The sequence below is a fragment of the Tepidimonas charontis genome, assembly GCF_007556685.1.
Lineage (GTDB): Bacteria > Pseudomonadota > Gammaproteobacteria > Burkholderiales > Burkholderiaceae_C > Tepidimonas > Tepidimonas charontis.
On the sequence record NZ_VJON01000049.1, the window covers coordinates 1 to 17,398 of the forward strand.

The following is a 17,398-nucleotide window of genomic DNA, read 5'->3' on the forward strand; positions in this document are numbered from 1 at the left end:
CTGCCCACCCCCGCACCGGTGGCCCCGGTCGTCAGCGCGCCGACCGAGCCACCGGTGCGGGGGTGGGCAGGTGGGGGGGATCGAATAGGAGCGTGTAGCCGCGCAACAGTTCACCGCCGGCCCAGCGTGCCTGCACCACCAAATCGAGAAAGGGCTCGCTGACCGGTCGCTGGCTGCGCAGTACGATGATCGTGCGCCCGTCTGCACGCCGCTGTAGCTCCAGCGTCACCTCCTGCAGCAGCGGGTTGAACTCCAGGCTGGCAGCGCGAAAACGCTCGGGCGGGGCGATGCCCACTTGCAGCGACGCGGCTTCCGCCTCGGTGATGGCGGGGACGTCGATTTCGGCACGCAGCGGCTCACCCAGCTGAGACTGCACCGCCACCCGTCCCAGCGCCAGCGCCCATGCCTGCGAAGCCAGCCAACCCGAGGCCAGCACGACCGCCCATGCCACCCGCCGCCAACGGGCACGCGATGGCGCCAAACCGCCGGGCGGGGCGACACAGACCAGTGGTGCGGTGGGTTCGGAACGGGGGGCTTTCGGCACGGAGTTCACTCAGAGGACGGAGATGTTGTCGAGCGGCTCGCCACCTTAGCACCAAAGTGGGGTGCCGACAAGTTGGCGGGCGCCGCCGCCTCGGTCAGAAGGGCCGCGCGGTGCGCGGTGACGTTGTGATGGAGCAACGCCCCGCGCCCAGCGGCCCCAGCAGCCGCTGGGGCGCCTGTGCCGTTCGCTCATACCCCGAGCAGGATACGCAGCATCCGACGCAGCGGCTCGGCCGCCCCCCACAGCAGCTGGTCGCCGATGACGAAGGCCGACAGGTACTGCGGCCCCATATTGAGCTTGCGCACCCGCCCCACGCCCACCTGCAGCGTGCCGGTGATGGCCGCGGGGGTCAGTTCCTGCACGGTGATGGCGCGCTCGTTGGGCACCCATTTCACCCACGGATTGCCGCTGCGGATGATGGTCTCGATTTCTGGCAGCGGCACGTCCTGCGTGAGCTTGAGCGTCAGCGCCAGGCTGTGGCAGCGCATGGCGCCGATGCGCACGCACAGGCCATCGACCGGGATGGTGCGCTCGGTACCCAGGATCTTGTTGACCTCGGCCTGCCCCTTCCACTCTTCTTTCGATTGACCGTTGGGCAGCTGCACGTCGATCCACGGGATCAGGCTGCCGGCCAGCGGCGCACCGAAAAAGGTGGTGGGCACGTCGGTGCGAATGGCCTGCGCCACCTTGCGGTCGATGTCGAGGATGGCCGAGGCGGGGTTGGCCAGCTCATCGGCCACGGCGGCGTGAATCACCCCCATGCCCTGCAGCAGCTCGCGCATGTGGTTGGCGCCGGCGCCGCTGGCGGCCTGGTAGGTCATCGAGCTGACCCACTCCACCAGGTTTTCGCGAAACAGCCCGTTTAAGCCCATCAGCAAAATGGAATTGGTGCAGTTGCCGCCGATCCAGTTTTTGCCCCCAGCCGCCAGCGCCTTGCGGATGACGTGTTCGTTGACCGGATCGAGCACGATGACCGCGTCCGGCTCCATGCGCAGCGCACTGGCGGCGTCGATCCAGTGACCCTGCCAGCCCGCCGCGCGCAGCTTCGGGAAGACGTCCTTGGTGTAGTCGCCGCCCTGGCAGGTGATGATGATGTCGCATTGCGCCAGCGCCGCGATGTCGTGAGCGTTTTGCAGCGTCTTGTGCGCCTTGGCCTGTGCCGGTGCGGGGCCGCCGGCGTTGGAGGTGGAAAAAAAGATGGGTTCGATGTGGTTGAAATCGCCCTCGGCGGCCATCCGGTCCATCAGAACCGAGCCGACCATGCCGCGCCAGCCCACCAGGCCGACCCGATTGCCAACAGTGCTCATTGCGTGTGCCCTTTCAGAGGAGGAGGTGGTGGTGAAAACCCTTCTGCTGTCCGGCTCGTCTGGCCGGAGAGGGCACACGACGAACCCGACGGAAGTCAGTCCGAAATGGGAGTCGTGGTTTTGCCGATGATGCGCGCGGCTGCCGCCACGGTGGTGGCGTGCCAACGGGGGCGGAGCAGGGCAGCGATCGACATCGTGTTACCATTTTAGCCCAGTGAGCTGAAGGGCAGCTGACGCCATCGTGGCGTGCGACGGCGGTAGGATCGCGTGGCGCTGTATGGTTGGCTTGACCGCGTGCAGCCCCAGGTATTGCCGGCGTGGCGCGCGGGGGTGGCGGCCGGCACGGCCGTGGCGTCGCGCCGGCCATCCGCACCGCGTGATCCGACCGCATTATCTGCCTCCAACCAGACCGACATCGCCATGCGCCTCGATCCCCCCAATCCGTCCGACCCGCCCGGAGCCTCCATCGTTGTCGTGTTGACCACCGTGGCCCAGCGCCAACAGGCGCAGACCTTGGCCCGCGCCCTGGTCGAGCAGCGCTTGGCGGCGTGTGCCCAGATCGACGCCATCGAAAGCGTCTATCACTGGGACGGTGCGCTGCAGCAGGAGCCGGAATACCGGCTGTGGCTGAAGACCACCGCCGAGCGTGTGCCGGCGGCCGTGGCCGCGCTGCGTGCGCAGCATCCGTACACGCTGCCGCAAATCGTAGTGTTGGCGGCGCAGGCCAGCACCGACTATGCGCGCTGGGTAGGCGCGCAGGTGCAGCCTTAGCGCTTGAGCGCCCGCACCACGGCGTTGCCCATTTCGGCGGTGCCGACGCGGCGCGTACCCTCGCTGAAAATGTCCGGTGTGCGCAGCCCCTCGGCCAGCACCTGGCGCACGGCGTCTTCGATGCGGGCGGCGGCGTCCGGGCGTTGCAGCGAGTAGCGCAGCATCATCGCAGCCGACAAAATCGTGGCCAGCGGGTTGGCGATACCTTGTCCGGCGATGTCGGGCGCACTGCCGTGGCTGGGCTCAAACAACCCTTGGCCGCGCTCGTTCAAGCTGGCCGAGGGCAGCATGCCGATCGAGCCGGTCAGCATCGCCGCTTCGTCCGACAGGATATCGCCAAACAGATTGCCGGTCACGATCACATCGAAATTCTTGGGCGCCTTGACGAGCTGCATCGCGGCGTTGTCGACGTACATGTGCTCCAGCGTCACATCGGGGTAGTCGCGGTGCACCTCGGTCACCACCTCGCGCCACAGCTGCGAGGTCTCCAGCACGTTGGCCTTGTCCACGCTGGTGACTTTGCCGCCGCGCCCACCGTTGCGCCGGCGCGCCGCCTCGAACGCCACACGGGCGATGCGCTCCACCTCCGGGCGGCTGTAGCGCATGGTGTCGAAGCCTTCGTCGGCGCCGGCAAAGGCGCCATCCGGCGCCGGGCGGCGGCCACGCGGTTGGCCGAAGTAGATGTCGCCGGTGAGCTCGCGTACGATCAGAATGTCCAAACCAGCCACCAATTCCGGCTTGAGGCTGGAGGCGTGCGTCAGCGGCGCATGACAGATGGCCGGGCGCAGGTTGGCAAACAGGCCAAGGGCCTGCCGTAGCCCCAAAATGGCCTGCTCGGGGCGCAGGTGGCGCGGCAGTTGGTCGTATTTCCAATCGCCCACGGCGCCGAACAGCACGGCGTCCGCCTCGCGCGCCAACGCCAAGGTCGCTTCGGGCAGCGGATGGCCGCTGGCGGCATAAGCCGCCCCGCCGACCGGGGCACTGGCCAGCTCCAGTGGCAGTTCGAGCGCGTTGAGCACCTTGACGGCCTCGGCCATGATTTCGGGGCCGATACCGTCACCGGGCAGAATGGCAATCTTCATGGGACAAACGGGGTAAGGGGCAAAGGGGCAGAGTGCACAAGCCGGCGAACCAGCAGTGCTGGTGCCAGGGGTGGCGTCAACCGGCAAAGGTGCGCGCCAGCCACGGGTAGCGGGCCAGCCGTTCGGCTTCGAAAGCGCGGATCTTGTCCGCGTGGCGCAGCGTCAGGCCGATATCGTCCAGGCCATTGAGCAGGCAGTAGCGCCGAAACGGATCGACCTCGAAGGCGATTTCGGCACCGTCGGGCTCGACGATGCGCTGGCGTTCCAGGTCGATCGTCAGTTCGTAGCCGGAAAAGGCCTGTACTTCATGGAACAGCCGATCGACCGTTGCCTCGGGCAGAACGATCGGCAGCAGCCCATTTTTGAAGCAGTTGTTGAAAAAGATATCGGCGAAGCTGGGCGCGATCAGGGCGCGAAAGCCGTACTGCGCGATCGCCCAGGGCGCGTGTTCTCGGCTGGAACCACAGCCGAAATTTTTTCGCGCCAGCAAGATGCTCGCCCCCTGGTAACGGACTTGGTTGAGCACGAAGTCGGGGTTGGGTTGGCGCGTGGCCGGATCCTTGCCGGGCCAGCCCGGATCGAGGTAGCGCCACTCATCGAACAGATGCGGCCCAAAGCCCGTCTTGTGGATCGACTTCAGAAATTGCTTCGGGATGATGGCGTCGGTGTCGACGTTTTCGCGGTCGATGGGGACGACCAACCCTTTGTGGACGGTGAAGCGCTGCATGGCGGTCATTTCTTGGCGGCGTCTTGCAGGACTTGGCCGCCCTTTTGAATATCTTTGCCGAGGCCGGCGACGGTGTTGCAGCCGGCCAGCGTCACGCCCAGCCCCAGCACAAGTACACTGACGAGTCGGATCATTGGCGTCATTCCTCCGCAGACGAAAACGGGCCGTCACGCAAAGGCCCGCACATCGACGAAATGCCCATGGATGGCGGCGGCGGCCGCCATCGCCGGGCTGACCAGGTGCGTGCGACCGCCGGCGCCTTGGCGCCCCTCGAAGTTGCGGTTGCTGGTCGAGGCACAACGCTCGCCCGGTTCGAGCCGGTCGGCATTCATCGCCAGGCACATCGAGCAGCCCGGCTGACGCCATTCGAAGCCCGCGGCACGGAAGATTTCGTGCAGCCCTTCGCGCTCAGCCTGCTCCTTGACCAGGCCCGAGCCCGGCACCACCATGGCGAGCTTGACGTTGCGTGCCACTTTTTGCCCCAGCCGGCGCACCACGGCGGCGGCCTCGCGCAGGTCTTCGATACGGCTGTTGGTGCACGAGCCGATGAAGACCTTGTCGATGGCGATGTCGGTGATCGGCTTGCCGGGCTGCAAGCCCATGTAGTGCAGCGCCCGCTCCATGGCACTGCGCTTGACGGGATCCTTTTCCTTGTCCGGGTCGGGCACGCGCTCGGTCACCGGCAGCACCATTTCGGGCGACGTGCCCCAGGTGACCTGCGGCAGGATTTGGCTGGCGTCGAGTTCGACCACCGCGTCCCAGTGTGCATCGGGGTCGGAGTGCAGCGTGCGCCAGTAAGCCACCGCTTGCTCCCACTCGATGCCGCTGGGCGCCATCGGCCGTCCGCGCAGATACTCGATGGTTTTGTCATCGACGGCGACCAGGCCCGCGCGCGCGCCAGCCTCGATGGCCATGTTGCACACCGTCATGCGCCCTTCCATCGACAGCGCGCGGATGGCGCTGCCGGCGAACTCGATGGTGTAGCCGGTGCCACCGGCGGTGCCGATGCGGCCGATGATGGCCAAGACGATATCCTTGGCCGAGCAGCCGCGCGGCAGCGTGCCCTCGACGCGCACGAGCATGTTCTTCGCCTTTTTGGCCAGCAGCGTTTGCGTGGCCAGCACGTGTTCGACTTCGCTGGTGCCGATGCCGTGCGCCAGCGCCCCGAAGGCGCCGTGGGTGCTGGTGTGGCTGTCGCCACAGACGATGGTCATGCCGGGCAGGGTGGCGCCGTTTTCCGGGCCGATGACGTGCACGATACCTTGCCGCTGGCTCAGAAACGGAAAATACGCGGCGGCACCGAAGGCACGAATGTTGGCGTCGAGCGTGACGATCTGCTCTTTGCTGATCGGATCGGCGATACCGTCGTAGCCCTGCTCCCAGCCTGTGGTAGGGGTGTTGTGGTCGGCGGTGGCGACGATCGACGACACCCGCCACGGCTTGCGGCCGGCCACACGCAGCCCTTCGAAGGCCTGCGGACTGGTGACCTCATGCACCAGATGGCGATCGATGTAGAGGATGGCAGTGCCATCCTCCTCGGTGTGGACGACGTGTTCGTCCCAGATTTTGTCGTAGAGCGTGCGTCCCATGGTGGGTTCGATAGCGGCGCAAACGGCCTTCGATTGTAGGCGCTGGCACGCCACGGCGGGCCAGCGCGACCAACGGCCGCCCCAGGGTGGGCGGTCCGTTGCTGGTGGGTGGGCGCCTCAGCGCTGCGCGATCGGCAGCACGTCGCGGCGCGCCGCGCCGATGTAGAGCTGGCGCGGGCGACCGATCTTGTATTCGGGGTCGGCCAACATCTCGTTGAGCTGGGCGATCCAGCCCACGGTGCGCGCCAGTGCGAAGATGCCGGTAAACAGGCTCACCGGAATCCCGATGGCGCGCTGCACGATGCCCGAGTAGAAGTCCACGTTGGGGTAGAGCTTGCGCTGTACGAAATAGTCGTCTTCCAGCGCGATTTGCTCCAGCTTCTTGGCCAGCGCGAACAGCGGGTCGTTTTCCAGACCCAGCTCACTCAGCACCTCGTTGCAGGTTTCCTGCATCAGCTTGGCGCGCGGGTCGTAGTTTTTGTAGACGCGGTGCCCGAAGCCCATCAGTCGCACGCCGGAGGACTTGTCTTTGACCTTGGCGATGAATTCGCCGATCTTGGCCACACCGCCCATGGCCTGGATTTCTTCGAGCATGTTCAGGCAGGCCTCGTTGGCGCCGCCGTGTGCCGGACCCCAGAGGCAGGCCACCCCGGCGGCGATGGCCGCAAATGGATTGGTGCCCGAGCTGCCGCACAAACGCACGGTGGAGGTGGAGGCGTTTTGCTCGTGGTCGGCGTGCAGCGTGAAGATGCGGTCCATCGCCCGCTCCAGCACCGGGTTGACGTGATATTCCTCGCACGGCGTAGCAAACATCATGCGCAGGAAGTTGCCGGCGTAGCTCAGGTCGTTGCGCGGGTAGATGTAGGGTTGACCGATGCCGTACTTGTAAGCCATCGCCACCAGCGTCGGCATCTTGGCGATCAGGCGGATGGCGGCGATTTCGCGATGCTCGGGGTTGTTGATGTCGGTGCTGTCGTGATAGAAGGCCGACATCGCGCCCACCAGGCCGGTCAGCACCGCCATCGGGTGCGCGTCGCGCCGGAAGCCGCGCAGGAAGAACTGCATCTGCTCGTGCACCATGGTGTGCTTGGTGACGCGCTCGGTGAAGTTGGCCTTTTGCGCCGCGTTGGGCAGCTCACCATAGAGCAGCAGGTAGCAGGTCTCCAGGTAGTCGCACTGGGTGGCCAGCTGCTCGATCGGGTAGCCACGGTACAGCAGCTCGCCCTTGTCGCCGTCGATGTAGGTGATGGACGACTGGCACGACGCCGTGGACAGGAACCCCGGGTCGTAGGTAAACATGCCGGTTTGCGCGTAGAGCTTGCGGATGTCGATGACGTCCGGCCCCACGGTGCCCGAGTAGATCGGCAGCTCGACGCTGGGCGCGCCGTTGGAGAACGACAATGTGGCTTTGTGTTCTTGCAGTTTCATGTGGGTTCCTGATGCGTGGCGGTGGGTGAGGGGGATAGGTGAGGGCCCGCGGGCGTGCGCAGCAGCGCCAGCACCTCGATCACGTCGGGCGTGGCCAAGTCGCCTTCGGGCTCGCGGCGACGCAGCAACAGATCCAGCAGATCGTTGTCGCTGAGGTCCATCAGAGCCAGCAGCGCATGCGCTTGCCGCCGCGTCAGCGCCGCCCCGTGGCGGGTGAAAAACCGCTCGATGAACAGGTCGTTTTCGAGCAGGCCGCGCCGGCAGCGCCAGCGCAGACGGCCGAGCTCACGTTCGTCGAGGGGCTGCGCGTCGTCCATGGGGCGTCGGTTCAGGTGCGCCTTACACGGCGCGCCGCACCATCAGTTCCTTGATCTTGCCGATGGCCTTGGTGGGGTTGAGGCTCTTCGGGCAGACGTCCACACAGTTCATGATGGTGTGGCAGCGGAACAGCCGGTACGGATCTTCTAGGTTGTCCAAGCGTTCGCTGGTGGCCTGGTCGCGGCTGTCGGCGATGAAGCGATAGGCCTGCAGCAGGCCGGCCGGGCCGACGAACTTGTCCGGGTTCCACCAGAAGCTCGGGCAGCTGGTCGAGCAGCTGGCGCACAAGATGCACTCGTACAGGCCGTTGAGCTCCTCGCGTTCCTCAGGCGACTGCAGGCGCTCTTTTTCGGGCGGCGGGGTGTCGTTGATCAGGTACGGCTTGATCGAGTGGTACTGCTTGAAGAACAGTGTCATGTCGACGATCAGGTCGCGCACCACGGGCAGCCCCGGCAGTGGCTTGAGCACGATGGTCTCGGGCAGCGTGCGCAGGTTGGTCAGGCAGGCCAGCCCGTTCTTGCCGTTGATGTTCATCGCGTCCGAGCCGCAGACGCCTTCGCGGCAGGAGCGACGAAAACTCAAGCTGGGGTCCAGCTCCTTGAGCTTGATCAGGGCGTCGAGCAGCATACGCTCGGTGGTCAGCTCCACCTCCAGCGTCTGCATGTAAGGCTTGGCGTCCTTGTCCGGGTCGTAGCGATAGATCTTGAAGGTGCGTTTGGCCATGGCGGTAACCTCCGGCTTGAGGGACGTCAGAACGTGCGGACCTTGGGCGGAATCGACTCCACCGTCAGCGGCTTGAGGTTGACCGGCTTGTACTCCAGCCGGTTGCCCTCGCTGAACCACAAGGTGTGCTTCATCCACTCCTTGTCGTTGCGGCCCAGCGGGCATTCGGGGTCATCGGCCGGGCGCTCGTAGTCTTTGACAGTGTGGGCGCCGCGGCATTCCTTGCGGGCCGCCGCCGAGGTCATCGTCGCTTGCGCCACCTCGATCAGGTTTTCGACTTCGAGCGCCTCGATGCGCGCGGTGTTGAACACCTTGGACTTGTCCTTGAGCGCGATGGCACCGACCCGCTCGCGGATGGCGTTGATCTTGCGTACCCCTTCGTCCATGCTGGCCTGGGTGCGGAAGACGCCGGCGTGCTGCTGCATGGTGGCGCGGATGTCGTTGGCCACCGCCTGGGCGTACTCGCCCTGCGTGCGCGACTCCAGGCGGCTGAGGCGCTCCAGCGTCCGATCGGCGGCGTCCTTGGGCAGCGGCTTGTGTTCGCGCCCACGGTCCAGGTTGGCCACGATGTGGTTGCCCGCGGCGCGGCCGAACACCAGCAGGTCCAGCAGCGAGTTGGTGCCCAGCCGGTTGGCACCATGCACCGACACGCAGGAGCACTCGCCCACGGCGTACAGCCCGTTGACCACCTTCTGCCCGCCCTGGCCATCCGGCACCACCACTTGGCCGTTGATGTTGGTGGGAATGCCACCCATCTGGTAATGAATGGTCGGCACCACCGGAATCGGCTCCTTGGTGATGTCCACGTTGGCGAAGTTGACGCCGATTTCGTACACCGAGGGCAGGCGCTTGTGGATGGTTTCCGGCCCCAGGTGGTCGAGCTTGAGCAGGATGTAGTCCTTGTTCGGACCGCAGCCGCGCCCTTCCTTGATTTCCTGGTCCATGCAGCGCGAGACGAAGTCGCGCGGCGCCAGGTCTTTCAACGTCGGCGCGTAGCGCTCCATGAAGCGCTCGCCGTTGCTGTTGAGCAGGATGGCGCCTTCACCGCGGCAGCCTTCGGTGAGCAGCACGCCAGCGCCGGCCACCCCGGTGGGGTGGAATTGCCAGAACTCCATGTCCTGCAGTGGAATGCCGGCGCGCGCCGCCATGCCCAGGCCATCGCCGGTGTTGATGTAGGCGTTGGTGCTGGCGGCGTAGATGCGGCCGGCACCTCCCGTGGCCAGCAGCGTGGCCTTGGCCTCCAGGATGTAGACGTCGCCCGTCTCCATCTCCAGCGCCGTCACCCCCACCACGTCGCCGTCGGCGTCGCGGATCAAGTCCAACGCCATCCACTCGACGAAAAAGGTGGTGCGCGCGGCGACGTTTTGCTGGTAGAGCGTGTGCAGCATCGCGTGGCCGGTGCGGTCGGCCGCGGCGCAGGCGCGCTGTACCGGCTTTTCGCCGTAGTTGGCCGTGTGGCCGCCAAACGGGCGCTGGTAGATCGTGCCGTCGGGGTTGCGGTCGAACGGCATGCCCATGTGCTCCAGCTCGTACACCACTTTCGGCGCTTCGCGGCACATGAATTCGATGGCGTCCTGGTCACCCAGCCAGTCCGACCCCTTGACGGTGTCGTAGAAGTGGTAGTGCCAGTTGTCCTCGGACATGTTGCCCAGCGCCGCGCCGATGCCGCCCTGCGCGGCCACCGTGTGCGAGCGCGTCGGGAACACCTTGGTCAGGACGGCGACGTTGAGCCCGGCGCGCGCCAGCTGCAGCGAGGCGCGCATGCCGGAGCCGCCAGCGCCGACGATCACGACGTCGAAGCGGCGACGGGGAAGTTGGGTCGAAAGAGTCATGGCTTACAGCCTCCAGAGCACTTGAAACGCCCAGCCCGTGCAACCGACCAGCCAGACGAGTGTGAATACGTGCAGCGCTAGGCGCAGACCAACGGGCTTGATGTAGTCCATCCAGATGTCACGCACGCCGACCCATGCGTGCCACGCCAGCGCAATGACGACAGCGAACGTCAGGAACTTCATCCACGGCGCGGCAAAGATACCGGCCCATCCTTCGTAGCCCAGCGGGCCGCTGCTCAGCAGTACCTGGGCCAGCAAGACGACGGTGAACAACGCCATGAGGACGGCGGTGACGCGCTGCACGAGCCAGTCGCGCAGGCCATAGTGGGCGCCGGTGACGACGCGCTTAGAGCCGTAGTTGACAGCCATGGGGGTTACTCCGTGCGGAAAAATCAGTACAAGCCAAACAATTTGGCACCCAGCACTGCGGTCAGCGCCAAACTGACGACCAGTGCGACGATGGCGCTGGAGCGCCCGTACGCTTTGTCCACCTTGTGCGTGGCGTCCATGATGAGGTGACGCACACCGGCGCAGAAATGGTGCAGATAGGCCCAGATCAGTGCCAAGGCCACCAGTTTGAGGAACCAGCCGGGCACGAAGCCGACCCCGGCCTCGAAGGTCCCGACGAAGGCACCATATGCGATTTCGGATGAGAGCGAAGCGTCCATCATCCACACCACGAAGGGCAGCAGCAGGAACATCAGGCCGCCGCTGACGCGGTGCAGAATCGACACCCAGCCCGCCACCGGTAAGCGGTAGGTGGTGAGGTCTTTGAAGGCGTTGATGTTGCGAAACTCGGGGCGCGCGCTACGCGAGGTCGACATGGTGGCTCTCCTGGGTTCTCAGACGGCGTCGTGGGCGGCCGCACGGCGGGGGTGCGGTAAGAAAACGGGCGGCGGGCTACACGGGTGGACATATTCCCCCGCCGAACTGACGCAGAACTGTCGCATTCTATTGCAACGCACCATTTTTGCCCGTCCTGTCGGTGTCAGCTCAGTTCGTTGCGGTAGTGGTGGCGATCGGTGCGATACAAGCCGCGCCGCAGTTCCATCGGCACCCCGTTGTAGGTGTAGGCCAGACGCTCGACGCTGAGCAACGGGGTGCCGGGAGGTACCTGGAGTCGCTCGGCGGCTTGCGCCGTTGCGGCCACGGCTTTCAGGCGCTCTTCGGCGCGCACCATGCGCACGCCAAACTGCGTCTCGAACAAGGCATACATCGGGCCGGGGTGGGCCGACAGCGTCTCGGGCGTCAAGCCGCGAAAGGCGTGTCCCGGCAGCCACAGGTCCTCCAAGATGGTGGGGATGTCGTGAAACGCCAGCACGCGGCTGACCTGCACCACCGGGTCGCCGGCGCGCAGCCGCAGCGCAGCGGCGACCTCGGCACTGGCGCGCAAGCGCCGGCAGCCCAAAATGGTGCGCTGCGCTGGCCCTTCACTGTCGAGCGTTCCCTCATCCGGGTGCAGGCGCAAAAAGCGGTACTGGATGTGCTGCTCTGCGTGTGTGGCAACGAAGGTGCCCTTGCCCTGCCGCCGCACCAGAAGGTTGTCGGCAGCCAACTCATCGATGGCCTTGCGCACCGTCCCTTGGCTGACACGATAGCGCGCCGCCAACTCGACTTCGCTGGGAATCAGGTCGCCCGGCTTCCATTCGCCGGCTTGCAGGCTGTGCAAGATCAACGTCTTGATTTGCTGGTACAGCGGGCTGAAAGCCGGGGTGGGGGCGGACGCGACGGGCGTGCCCTCAGCGCCGGCGACAGCGGGCGAGGCGCGAACGGAGGGGCTGGAGCCGTCGGGTTTCATGGGGCGCTATGATATCTTATATAAGACATAAGACAAATTGACGCCTAGGGTTTACCAGGGTACACTCGCGGGCGTTCTCACTTGACCCACCCTCTGCACGGAGTTCATCCATGAGCAAGAAGCCCGTTCGCGTGGCCGTCACCGGTGCCGCCGGCCAGATCGGCTATGCCCTGCTGTTTCGCATCGCCTCCGGCGAAATGCTCGGCAAGGACCAGCCCGTCATTCTCCAACTGCTGGAAATTGCCGACGAGAAGGCGCAAAAAGCCCTCAAAGGCGTGATGATGGAGCTGGAGGACTGCGCTTTCCCGCTGCTGGCGGACATGCAGGCGCACAGCGATCCCAAGGGCGCGTTCAAGGATGCCGACGTCGCGCTGCTGGTGGGTGCGCGTCCGCGCGGCCCGGGCATGGAGCGCAAGGACTTGTTGTCGGCCAATGCGCAGATCTTCACCGCCCAGGGTCGAGCCCTCAACGAGGTGGCCAACCGCGACGTCAAGGTGCTGGTGGTGGGCAATCCGGCCAACACCAATGCCTACATCGCCATGAAGTCGGCGCCGGACCTGCCGGCCAAAAATTTCACCGCCATGCTGCGCCTGGACCACAACCGTGCGCTGTCACAAATCGCGGCCAAAACCGGCAAGCCCGTCTCGCGCATCGAAAAGCTGTGCGTGTGGGGTAACCACTCGCCCACCATGTACGCCGACTACCGCTTCGCCACCATCGATGGGCAGTCGGTCAAAGACATGATCAACGATGAGGACTGGAACCGCAACGTCTTCCTGCCGACGGTGGGCAAGCGCGGCGCCGCCATCATCGAGGCGCGCGGTCTGTCTTCGGCCGCGTCGGCAGCCAACGCCGCCATCGACCACATCCGCGATTGGGTGCTGGGCACCAACGGCAAGTGGGTGACGATGGGCGTGCCCTCGCAGGGCTGGTACGGCATTCCGAAGGAGGTCGTCTTCGGCTTTCCCGTGACCTGCGCCAACGGCGAGTACACGGTGGTCGAAGGGTTGCCGATCGACGCGTTCAGCCAGCAGTGTCTGGACAAGACGCTGGCCGAGCTGGAAGAGGAGCGCCAAGGCGTGGCGCACCTGCTCTGAGGGACGGGTTGCGATGCGCGCCGCCGCGCCCCGTCACCCGCGTGAGGTCTTGCTCGGAGCGCAGGCGGCCGTGGCGCGTCTGCCGGTGTGCGACCATTACGCCGGGGTCGAGGCGCGGATGCGCAAGAGCCTGGCGCTGCAAGCCGAATGGGCGGCGCGCTGCGGCACCTGTGTGTTCGACGTCACCCTCGACTGTGAAGACGGCGCCCCCGTGGGTGCGGAAGCCGCGCATGCGGCGCTGGTCGCGGCGCTGGTGCAGGAGCTGGACTGGTCGGCCGCGGTGCCACCACGGGTGGCGGTGCGGGTGCATCCGGTCGATCACCCGGCGTTCGAAGGCGATGTGGCCACCATCGTCGGCTCCGTGGGCGCGCGCCTGACGCACGTGATGCTGCCCAAGGTCGAAGCGCTGGCCGACGTCGAGCGCGCCGCCGCTGCCCTGGATGCCGCCGGAGCCCCCCAGTTGCCGCTGCACGTGCTCATCGAGTTGCCCGCTGCCGTGCACCGCGCCTTCGACATCGCCGCCCACGCGCGCGTGCAGTCGCTCAGCTTCGGGCTGATGGATTTCGTCTCTGCCCACGGCGGCGCGATTCCGGTCACGGCCATGACGTTGCAGGGCCAGTTCGAGCACCCGCTGGTGCGCCGCGCCAAGCTGGAGATCGCCAGCGCCGCCCACGCCCACGGCAAGGTGCCCTCGCACTGCGTGGTCACCGAGTTTCGCGATCGGGACGCGGTCCGGCGGGCCGCGCAGCGCGCCGCGCACGAGTTCGGCTACACCCGCATGTGGAGTATCCACCCCGACCAGATCGAACCGATCGTGCAGGCCATGGCGCCCAGCGCCGCCGAGGTCGAGAGCGCTGCCGAGATCATCGAGCGCGCGCTGGCCGCCGATTGGGCGCCGATCGCGCACGGCGGGCAGTTGCACGATCGCGCCTCTTACCGCTACTTCTGGCAGGTGCTGGAGCGCGCGCACGCCACTGCGCAGCCGCTGCCGGCGTCGCTGCAGCCCCTGTTTACCTGAATCGTCATCGCTGTTTTTCACGTCATCGGACCACGGTTTTTTCTCCAACCAGGAGCCCCCACCATGTTGCAAGCCTACCGCCAACACGTCGCCGAGCGCGCTGCGCTGGGCATCCCGCCGCTGCCGCTGTCGGCGCAGCAAACCGCCGAGCTCATCGAGCTCATCAAAAACCCGCCGGCGGGTGAAGACCCTGCCTTCCTGTTGGAGCTGTTGACCCAGCGCGTGCCGCCGGGTGTGGACGACGCAGCCAAGGTCAAGGCGTCGTTTTTGGCGGCGGTGGCGCATGGTGACATCACCGTTGCCCTGATCAGCAAGGCCCGCGCCACCGAGTGGCTGGGTACGATGGTGGGTGGCTACAACGTCAAGCCCTTGATCGATCTGCTGGACGATGCCGAGGTCGCCCCCATCGCGGCCGAGGGGCTGAAGAAAACCCTGCTGATGTTCGACGCCTTCCACGACGTGGCGGAGAAAGCGCAGGCCGGCAACGCCCACGCCCGCGCGGTGATGCAGAGCTGGGCCGACGCCGAGTGGTTTTTGTCGCGCCCCGAGGTGCCGCACAAGATCACCGTCACCGCCTTCAAGGTGCCCGGCGAGACCAACACCGACGATCTGTCGCCGGCGCCGGATGCCTGGAGCCGCCCCGACATTCCACTGCACGCGCTGGCGATGCTGAAAAACAAGCGGCCCGACGCACCGTTCGAGCCGGATGAGGACGGCAAGCGCGGCCCGATCAGCGTGCTGCAAAAGCTCAAGGAAAAAGGCCATCTGGTGGCCTACGTGGGCGACGTGGTCGGCACCGGCTCCAGCCGCAAGTCGGCCACCAACAGCGTGATTTGGTGGACCGGACACGACATCCCTTACGTGCCCAACAAGCGTTTCGGCGGCGTGACGCTGGGCGGCAAGATCGCACCGATCTTCTTCAACACACAAGAAGACTCGGGCGCGCTGCCGATCGAAGTCGACGTCAGCCAAATCGAATTCGGCGACGTCATCGACATCTACCCCTACGAAGGCAAGATCGAGAAGAACGGCCAGGTCATCGCCACCTTCGCCCTCAAGAGCGAGGTGCTGCTCGACGAGGTGCGCGCCGGCGGCCGCATCAATCTGATCATCGGCCGGGGGCTGACCGCCAAGGCGCGCGAGTTTCTGGGCTTGCCGCCGTCCACGGTGTTCCGGCTGCCCAAGGCGCCGCAAGACAGCGGCAAGGGCTTCACGCTGGCGCAAAAGATCGTGGGCCGTGCCTGCGGTCTGCCCGAGGGGCAGGGCATCCGCCCCGGCACCTACTGCGAGCCGAAGATGACCACCGTCGGCAGCCAGGACACCACCGGCCCGATGACGCGCGACGAGCTCAAGGACCTGGCTTGCCTGGGCTTTTCGGCCGACCTGGTGATGCAGTCGTTCTGCCACACCGCGGCCTACCCGAAGCCGGTGGACGTGAAGATGCACCGCGAGCTGCCCGCCTTCATCAGCAGCCGCGGTGGCGTCAGCCTGCGCCCGGGCGACGGCGTGATCCACTCCTGGCTCAACCGCATGCTGCTGCCCGACACCGTGGGCACTGGCGGCGACTCGCACACGCGCTTTCCGATCGGTATCAGCTTCCCCGCCGGCTCGGGCCTGGTGGCGTTCGCGGCGGCCACGGGTGTCATGCCGCTGGACATGCCCGAGAGCGTGCTGGTGCGCTTCAAGGGCCAGATGCAGCCCGGCATCACGCTGCGTGACCTCGTGCACGCCATACCCTACTACGCCATCCGGCAGGGCCTGCTGACGGTGGAGAAAAAGGGGAAGAAAAATATCTTCTCCGGCCGCATTCTGGAAATCGAGGGCCTGCCCGATCTGAAGGTGGAGCAGGCGTTCGAGCTGTCCGACGCCTCGGCGGAGCGCTCGGCGGCGGGCTGCACGATCAAGCTCAACAAGGCGCCGATCATCGAGTACCTGCAGAGCAACATCGTGCTGCTCAAGAACATGATCGCCGACGGCTACCAGGACGCGCGCACGCTGGCGCGTCGCATCAAGGCGATGGAGAAATGGCTGGAAAACCCCCAGCTGCTCGAAGCCGACCCCGACGCCGAGTACGCCGCCGTCATCGAGATCGACCTCAACGAGATCACGGAGCCGATCCTGTGCTGCCCCAACGACCCGGACGATGCGCGCCCGCTGTCGGCTGTGGCCGGCACGCCGATCGATGAGGCCTTCATCGGTTCGTGCATGACCAACATCGGGCACTTCCGCGCTGCGGCCAAGCTGCTGCATGGTCAGCGCGACATCCCGGTGCGGCTGTGGGTGGCGCCGCCGACCAAGATGGATCAAAACGAGCTCATCAAGGAAGGCTACTACGCCACCTTCGGCACCGCCGGCGCGCGCACCGAAATGCCCGGCTGCAGCCTGTGCATGGGCAACCAGGCGCAAGTGCGCGAAGGCGCCACGGTGGTGTCCACCAGCACGCGCAACTTCCCCAACCGCTTGGGCAAAAATACCAATGTGTTTCTGGCCTCGGCGGAGCTGGCGGCGATCGCCTCGCGCCTGGGGCGTCTGCCCACGGTGGAGGAGTACCACCGCGAGATGGGCATCGTCAACCAACAGGCGGCCGAGGTCTACCGCTACATGAACTTCGACCAAATCGAAGAGTACGCGCAGACGGCCCAGGCGGTGACCGTTTGAGAGTGGTGACGAAACGGTGAGCCCGGTGCACCAAGGCCGGGTCACCCGTCGTAAAAAGAGCCCGCTTTTGAGAGCGGGTTTTTTGTGCTGGCAAACATGGGCCTGCGGCCGTCAGCACTTCCCCACGTCCGCAGAAGAAACCGTCCGTTGCGGCTGACGGCGCATGAACCTGGATAGTATCAGCGGTAGGATGAAACCGACCACCGCCAACACGATCAGACCCATCGCCAATGGAGAGCGGTAAAAAATGCCTAAACTGTCGTGTCTCGGATGATTCGTTGACTGGACGACGCCGTGGTTTACTCTTGGCCCGAGAGGTCATGCTGGAGCTGAAACGATGCATCTGAGGCTGCACAAGAACGCCACCACGACACCCAGGATCCGCGCCGAGATCCAGGTCAGCAAGGAGCCCATGAGGGTTCTGGCCCAGCGCTTTGGCGTGAGTGTCTGCACCACCAGCCCGCTGGAAGAAGCGTGCATCGGTTCATGACGCCTCCCATACCCCT

At 65.9% G+C, this 17,398-nt stretch carries 17 protein-coding genes and 1 pseudogene; 5 read left to right on the plus strand and 13 right to left on the minus strand.

What is annotated here, in order from left to right:
• Positions 1 to 31: 31 nt before the first annotated feature.
• Positions 32 to 544, minus strand: coding sequence for a type IV pilus assembly protein FimV (locus tag Tchar_RS11750; protein ID WP_144329203.1), 513 nt, complete (start codon positions 542 to 544; stop codon positions 32 to 34).
• Positions 545 to 732: 188 nt separating this feature from the next.
• Entirely contained in the window at positions 733 to 1,851 is a 1,119-nt protein-coding gene (gene asd, locus Tchar_RS11755; RefSeq protein ID WP_144329204.1) for an aspartate-semialdehyde dehydrogenase, read from the minus strand.
• Positions 1,852 to 2,118: 267 nt separating this feature from the next.
• On the opposite strand from asd, the gene cutA reads away from it, so the two are divergent.
• Entirely contained in the window at positions 2,119 to 2,622 is a 504-nt protein-coding gene (gene cutA, locus Tchar_RS11760) for a divalent-cation tolerance protein CutA (RefSeq protein ID WP_236640449.1), read from the plus strand.
• Here cutA and leuB read toward each other — a convergent pair.
• The 11 genes from leuB to Tchar_RS11815 all read right to left on the minus strand — a co-directional run bounded on the left by leuB (position 2,619) and on the right by Tchar_RS11815 (position 12,119).
• On the minus strand, positions 2,619 to 3,704 hold the full coding sequence (gene leuB / locus Tchar_RS11765; RefSeq protein ID WP_144329205.1) for a 3-isopropylmalate dehydrogenase: 1,086 nt from the start codon (positions 3,702 to 3,704) through the stop codon (positions 2,619 to 2,621). The genes cutA and leuB overlap by 4 nt on opposite strands.
• Before the next feature lie 76 nt (positions 3,705 to 3,780).
• Positions 3,781 to 4,431 carry a 3-isopropylmalate dehydratase small subunit gene (gene leuD, locus Tchar_RS11770; protein WP_144329206.1) on the minus strand — a complete coding sequence of 217 codons (651 nt, stop codon included), beginning with the start codon at positions 4,429 to 4,431 and terminating at the stop codon, positions 3,781 to 3,783.
• Between the two features lie 5 nt (positions 4,432 to 4,436).
• Positions 4,437 to 4,565, minus strand: a complete 129-nt coding sequence (locus Tchar_RS11775) for an entericidin A/B family lipoprotein (RefSeq protein ID WP_144329207.1) — start codon at positions 4,563 to 4,565, stop codon at positions 4,437 to 4,439.
• Between the two features lie 33 nt (positions 4,566 to 4,598).
• Positions 4,599 to 6,020: a 3-isopropylmalate dehydratase large subunit gene (gene leuC / locus Tchar_RS11780; RefSeq protein ID WP_144329208.1), complete on the minus strand. Its 1,422-nt coding sequence runs from the start codon at positions 6,018 to 6,020 to the stop codon at positions 4,599 to 4,601.
• Positions 6,021 to 6,137: 117 nt separating this feature from the next.
• Positions 6,138 to 7,448, minus strand: coding sequence for a citrate synthase (gene gltA, locus Tchar_RS11785; RefSeq protein ID WP_144329209.1), 1,311 nt, complete (start codon positions 7,446 to 7,448; stop codon positions 6,138 to 6,140).
• The gene (locus tag Tchar_RS11790; protein WP_144329210.1) at positions 7,445 to 7,765 is read right to left on the minus strand and encodes an FAD assembly factor SdhE; all 321 of its coding nucleotides are present in this window, start codon (positions 7,763 to 7,765) and stop codon (positions 7,445 to 7,447) included. The genes gltA and Tchar_RS11790 overlap by 4 nt, the downstream gene beginning before the upstream one ends.
• 22 nt (positions 7,766 to 7,787) lie before the next feature.
• Positions 7,788 to 8,489, minus strand: a complete 702-nt coding sequence (locus Tchar_RS11795) for a succinate dehydrogenase iron-sulfur subunit (RefSeq protein WP_144329211.1) — start codon at positions 8,487 to 8,489, stop codon at positions 7,788 to 7,790.
• A 26-nt stretch (positions 8,490 to 8,515) separates the two neighbouring features.
• On the minus strand, positions 8,516 to 10,321 hold the full coding sequence (gene sdhA, locus Tchar_RS11800) for a succinate dehydrogenase flavoprotein subunit (protein WP_144329212.1): 1,806 nt from the start codon (positions 10,319 to 10,321) through the stop codon (positions 8,516 to 8,518).
• A 3-nt stretch (positions 10,322 to 10,324) separates the two neighbouring features.
• Positions 10,325 to 10,690 carry a succinate dehydrogenase, hydrophobic membrane anchor protein gene (sdhD, locus tag Tchar_RS11805; RefSeq protein WP_144329213.1) on the minus strand — a complete coding sequence of 122 codons (366 nt, stop codon included), beginning with the start codon at positions 10,688 to 10,690 and terminating at the stop codon, positions 10,325 to 10,327.
• A 23-nt stretch (positions 10,691 to 10,713) separates the two neighbouring features.
• Positions 10,714 to 11,145, minus strand: coding sequence for a succinate dehydrogenase, cytochrome b556 subunit (gene sdhC, locus Tchar_RS11810; RefSeq protein ID WP_144329214.1), 432 nt, complete (start codon positions 11,143 to 11,145; stop codon positions 10,714 to 10,716).
• A 164-nt stretch (positions 11,146 to 11,309) separates the two neighbouring features.
• Positions 11,310 to 12,119 carry a GntR family transcriptional regulator gene (locus Tchar_RS11815; RefSeq protein ID WP_144329215.1) on the minus strand — a complete coding sequence of 270 codons (810 nt, stop codon included), beginning with the start codon at positions 12,117 to 12,119 and terminating at the stop codon, positions 11,310 to 11,312.
• 110 nt (positions 12,120 to 12,229) lie between these two features.
• Here Tchar_RS11815 and Tchar_RS11820 point away from each other — a divergent pair, with 110 nt between their 5' ends.
• The 4 genes and pseudogenes from Tchar_RS11820 to Tchar_RS11835 all read left to right on the plus strand — a co-directional run.
• Positions 12,230 to 13,216 (plus strand): malate dehydrogenase, encoded by a 987-nt coding sequence (locus Tchar_RS11820; protein ID WP_144329216.1) that lies wholly within the window; start codon positions 12,230 to 12,232, stop codon positions 13,214 to 13,216.
• Between the two features lie 13 nt (positions 13,217 to 13,229).
• The gene (locus Tchar_RS11825) at positions 13,230 to 14,234 is read left to right on the plus strand and encodes an HpcH/HpaI aldolase/citrate lyase family protein (RefSeq protein ID WP_144329217.1); all 1,005 of its coding nucleotides are present in this window, start codon (positions 13,230 to 13,232) and stop codon (positions 14,232 to 14,234) included.
• Positions 14,235 to 14,297: 63 nt separating this feature from the next.
• A complete protein-coding gene (gene acnB / locus Tchar_RS11830; RefSeq protein ID WP_144329218.1) occupies positions 14,298 to 16,892 on the plus strand; it encodes a bifunctional aconitate hydratase 2/2-methylisocitrate dehydratase in 2,595 nt (864 codons plus the stop codon).
• 337 nt (positions 16,893 to 17,229) lie between these two features.
• Positions 17,230 to 17,398, plus strand: a pseudogene (locus tag Tchar_RS11835) (IS481 family transposase); the annotation flags it as partial.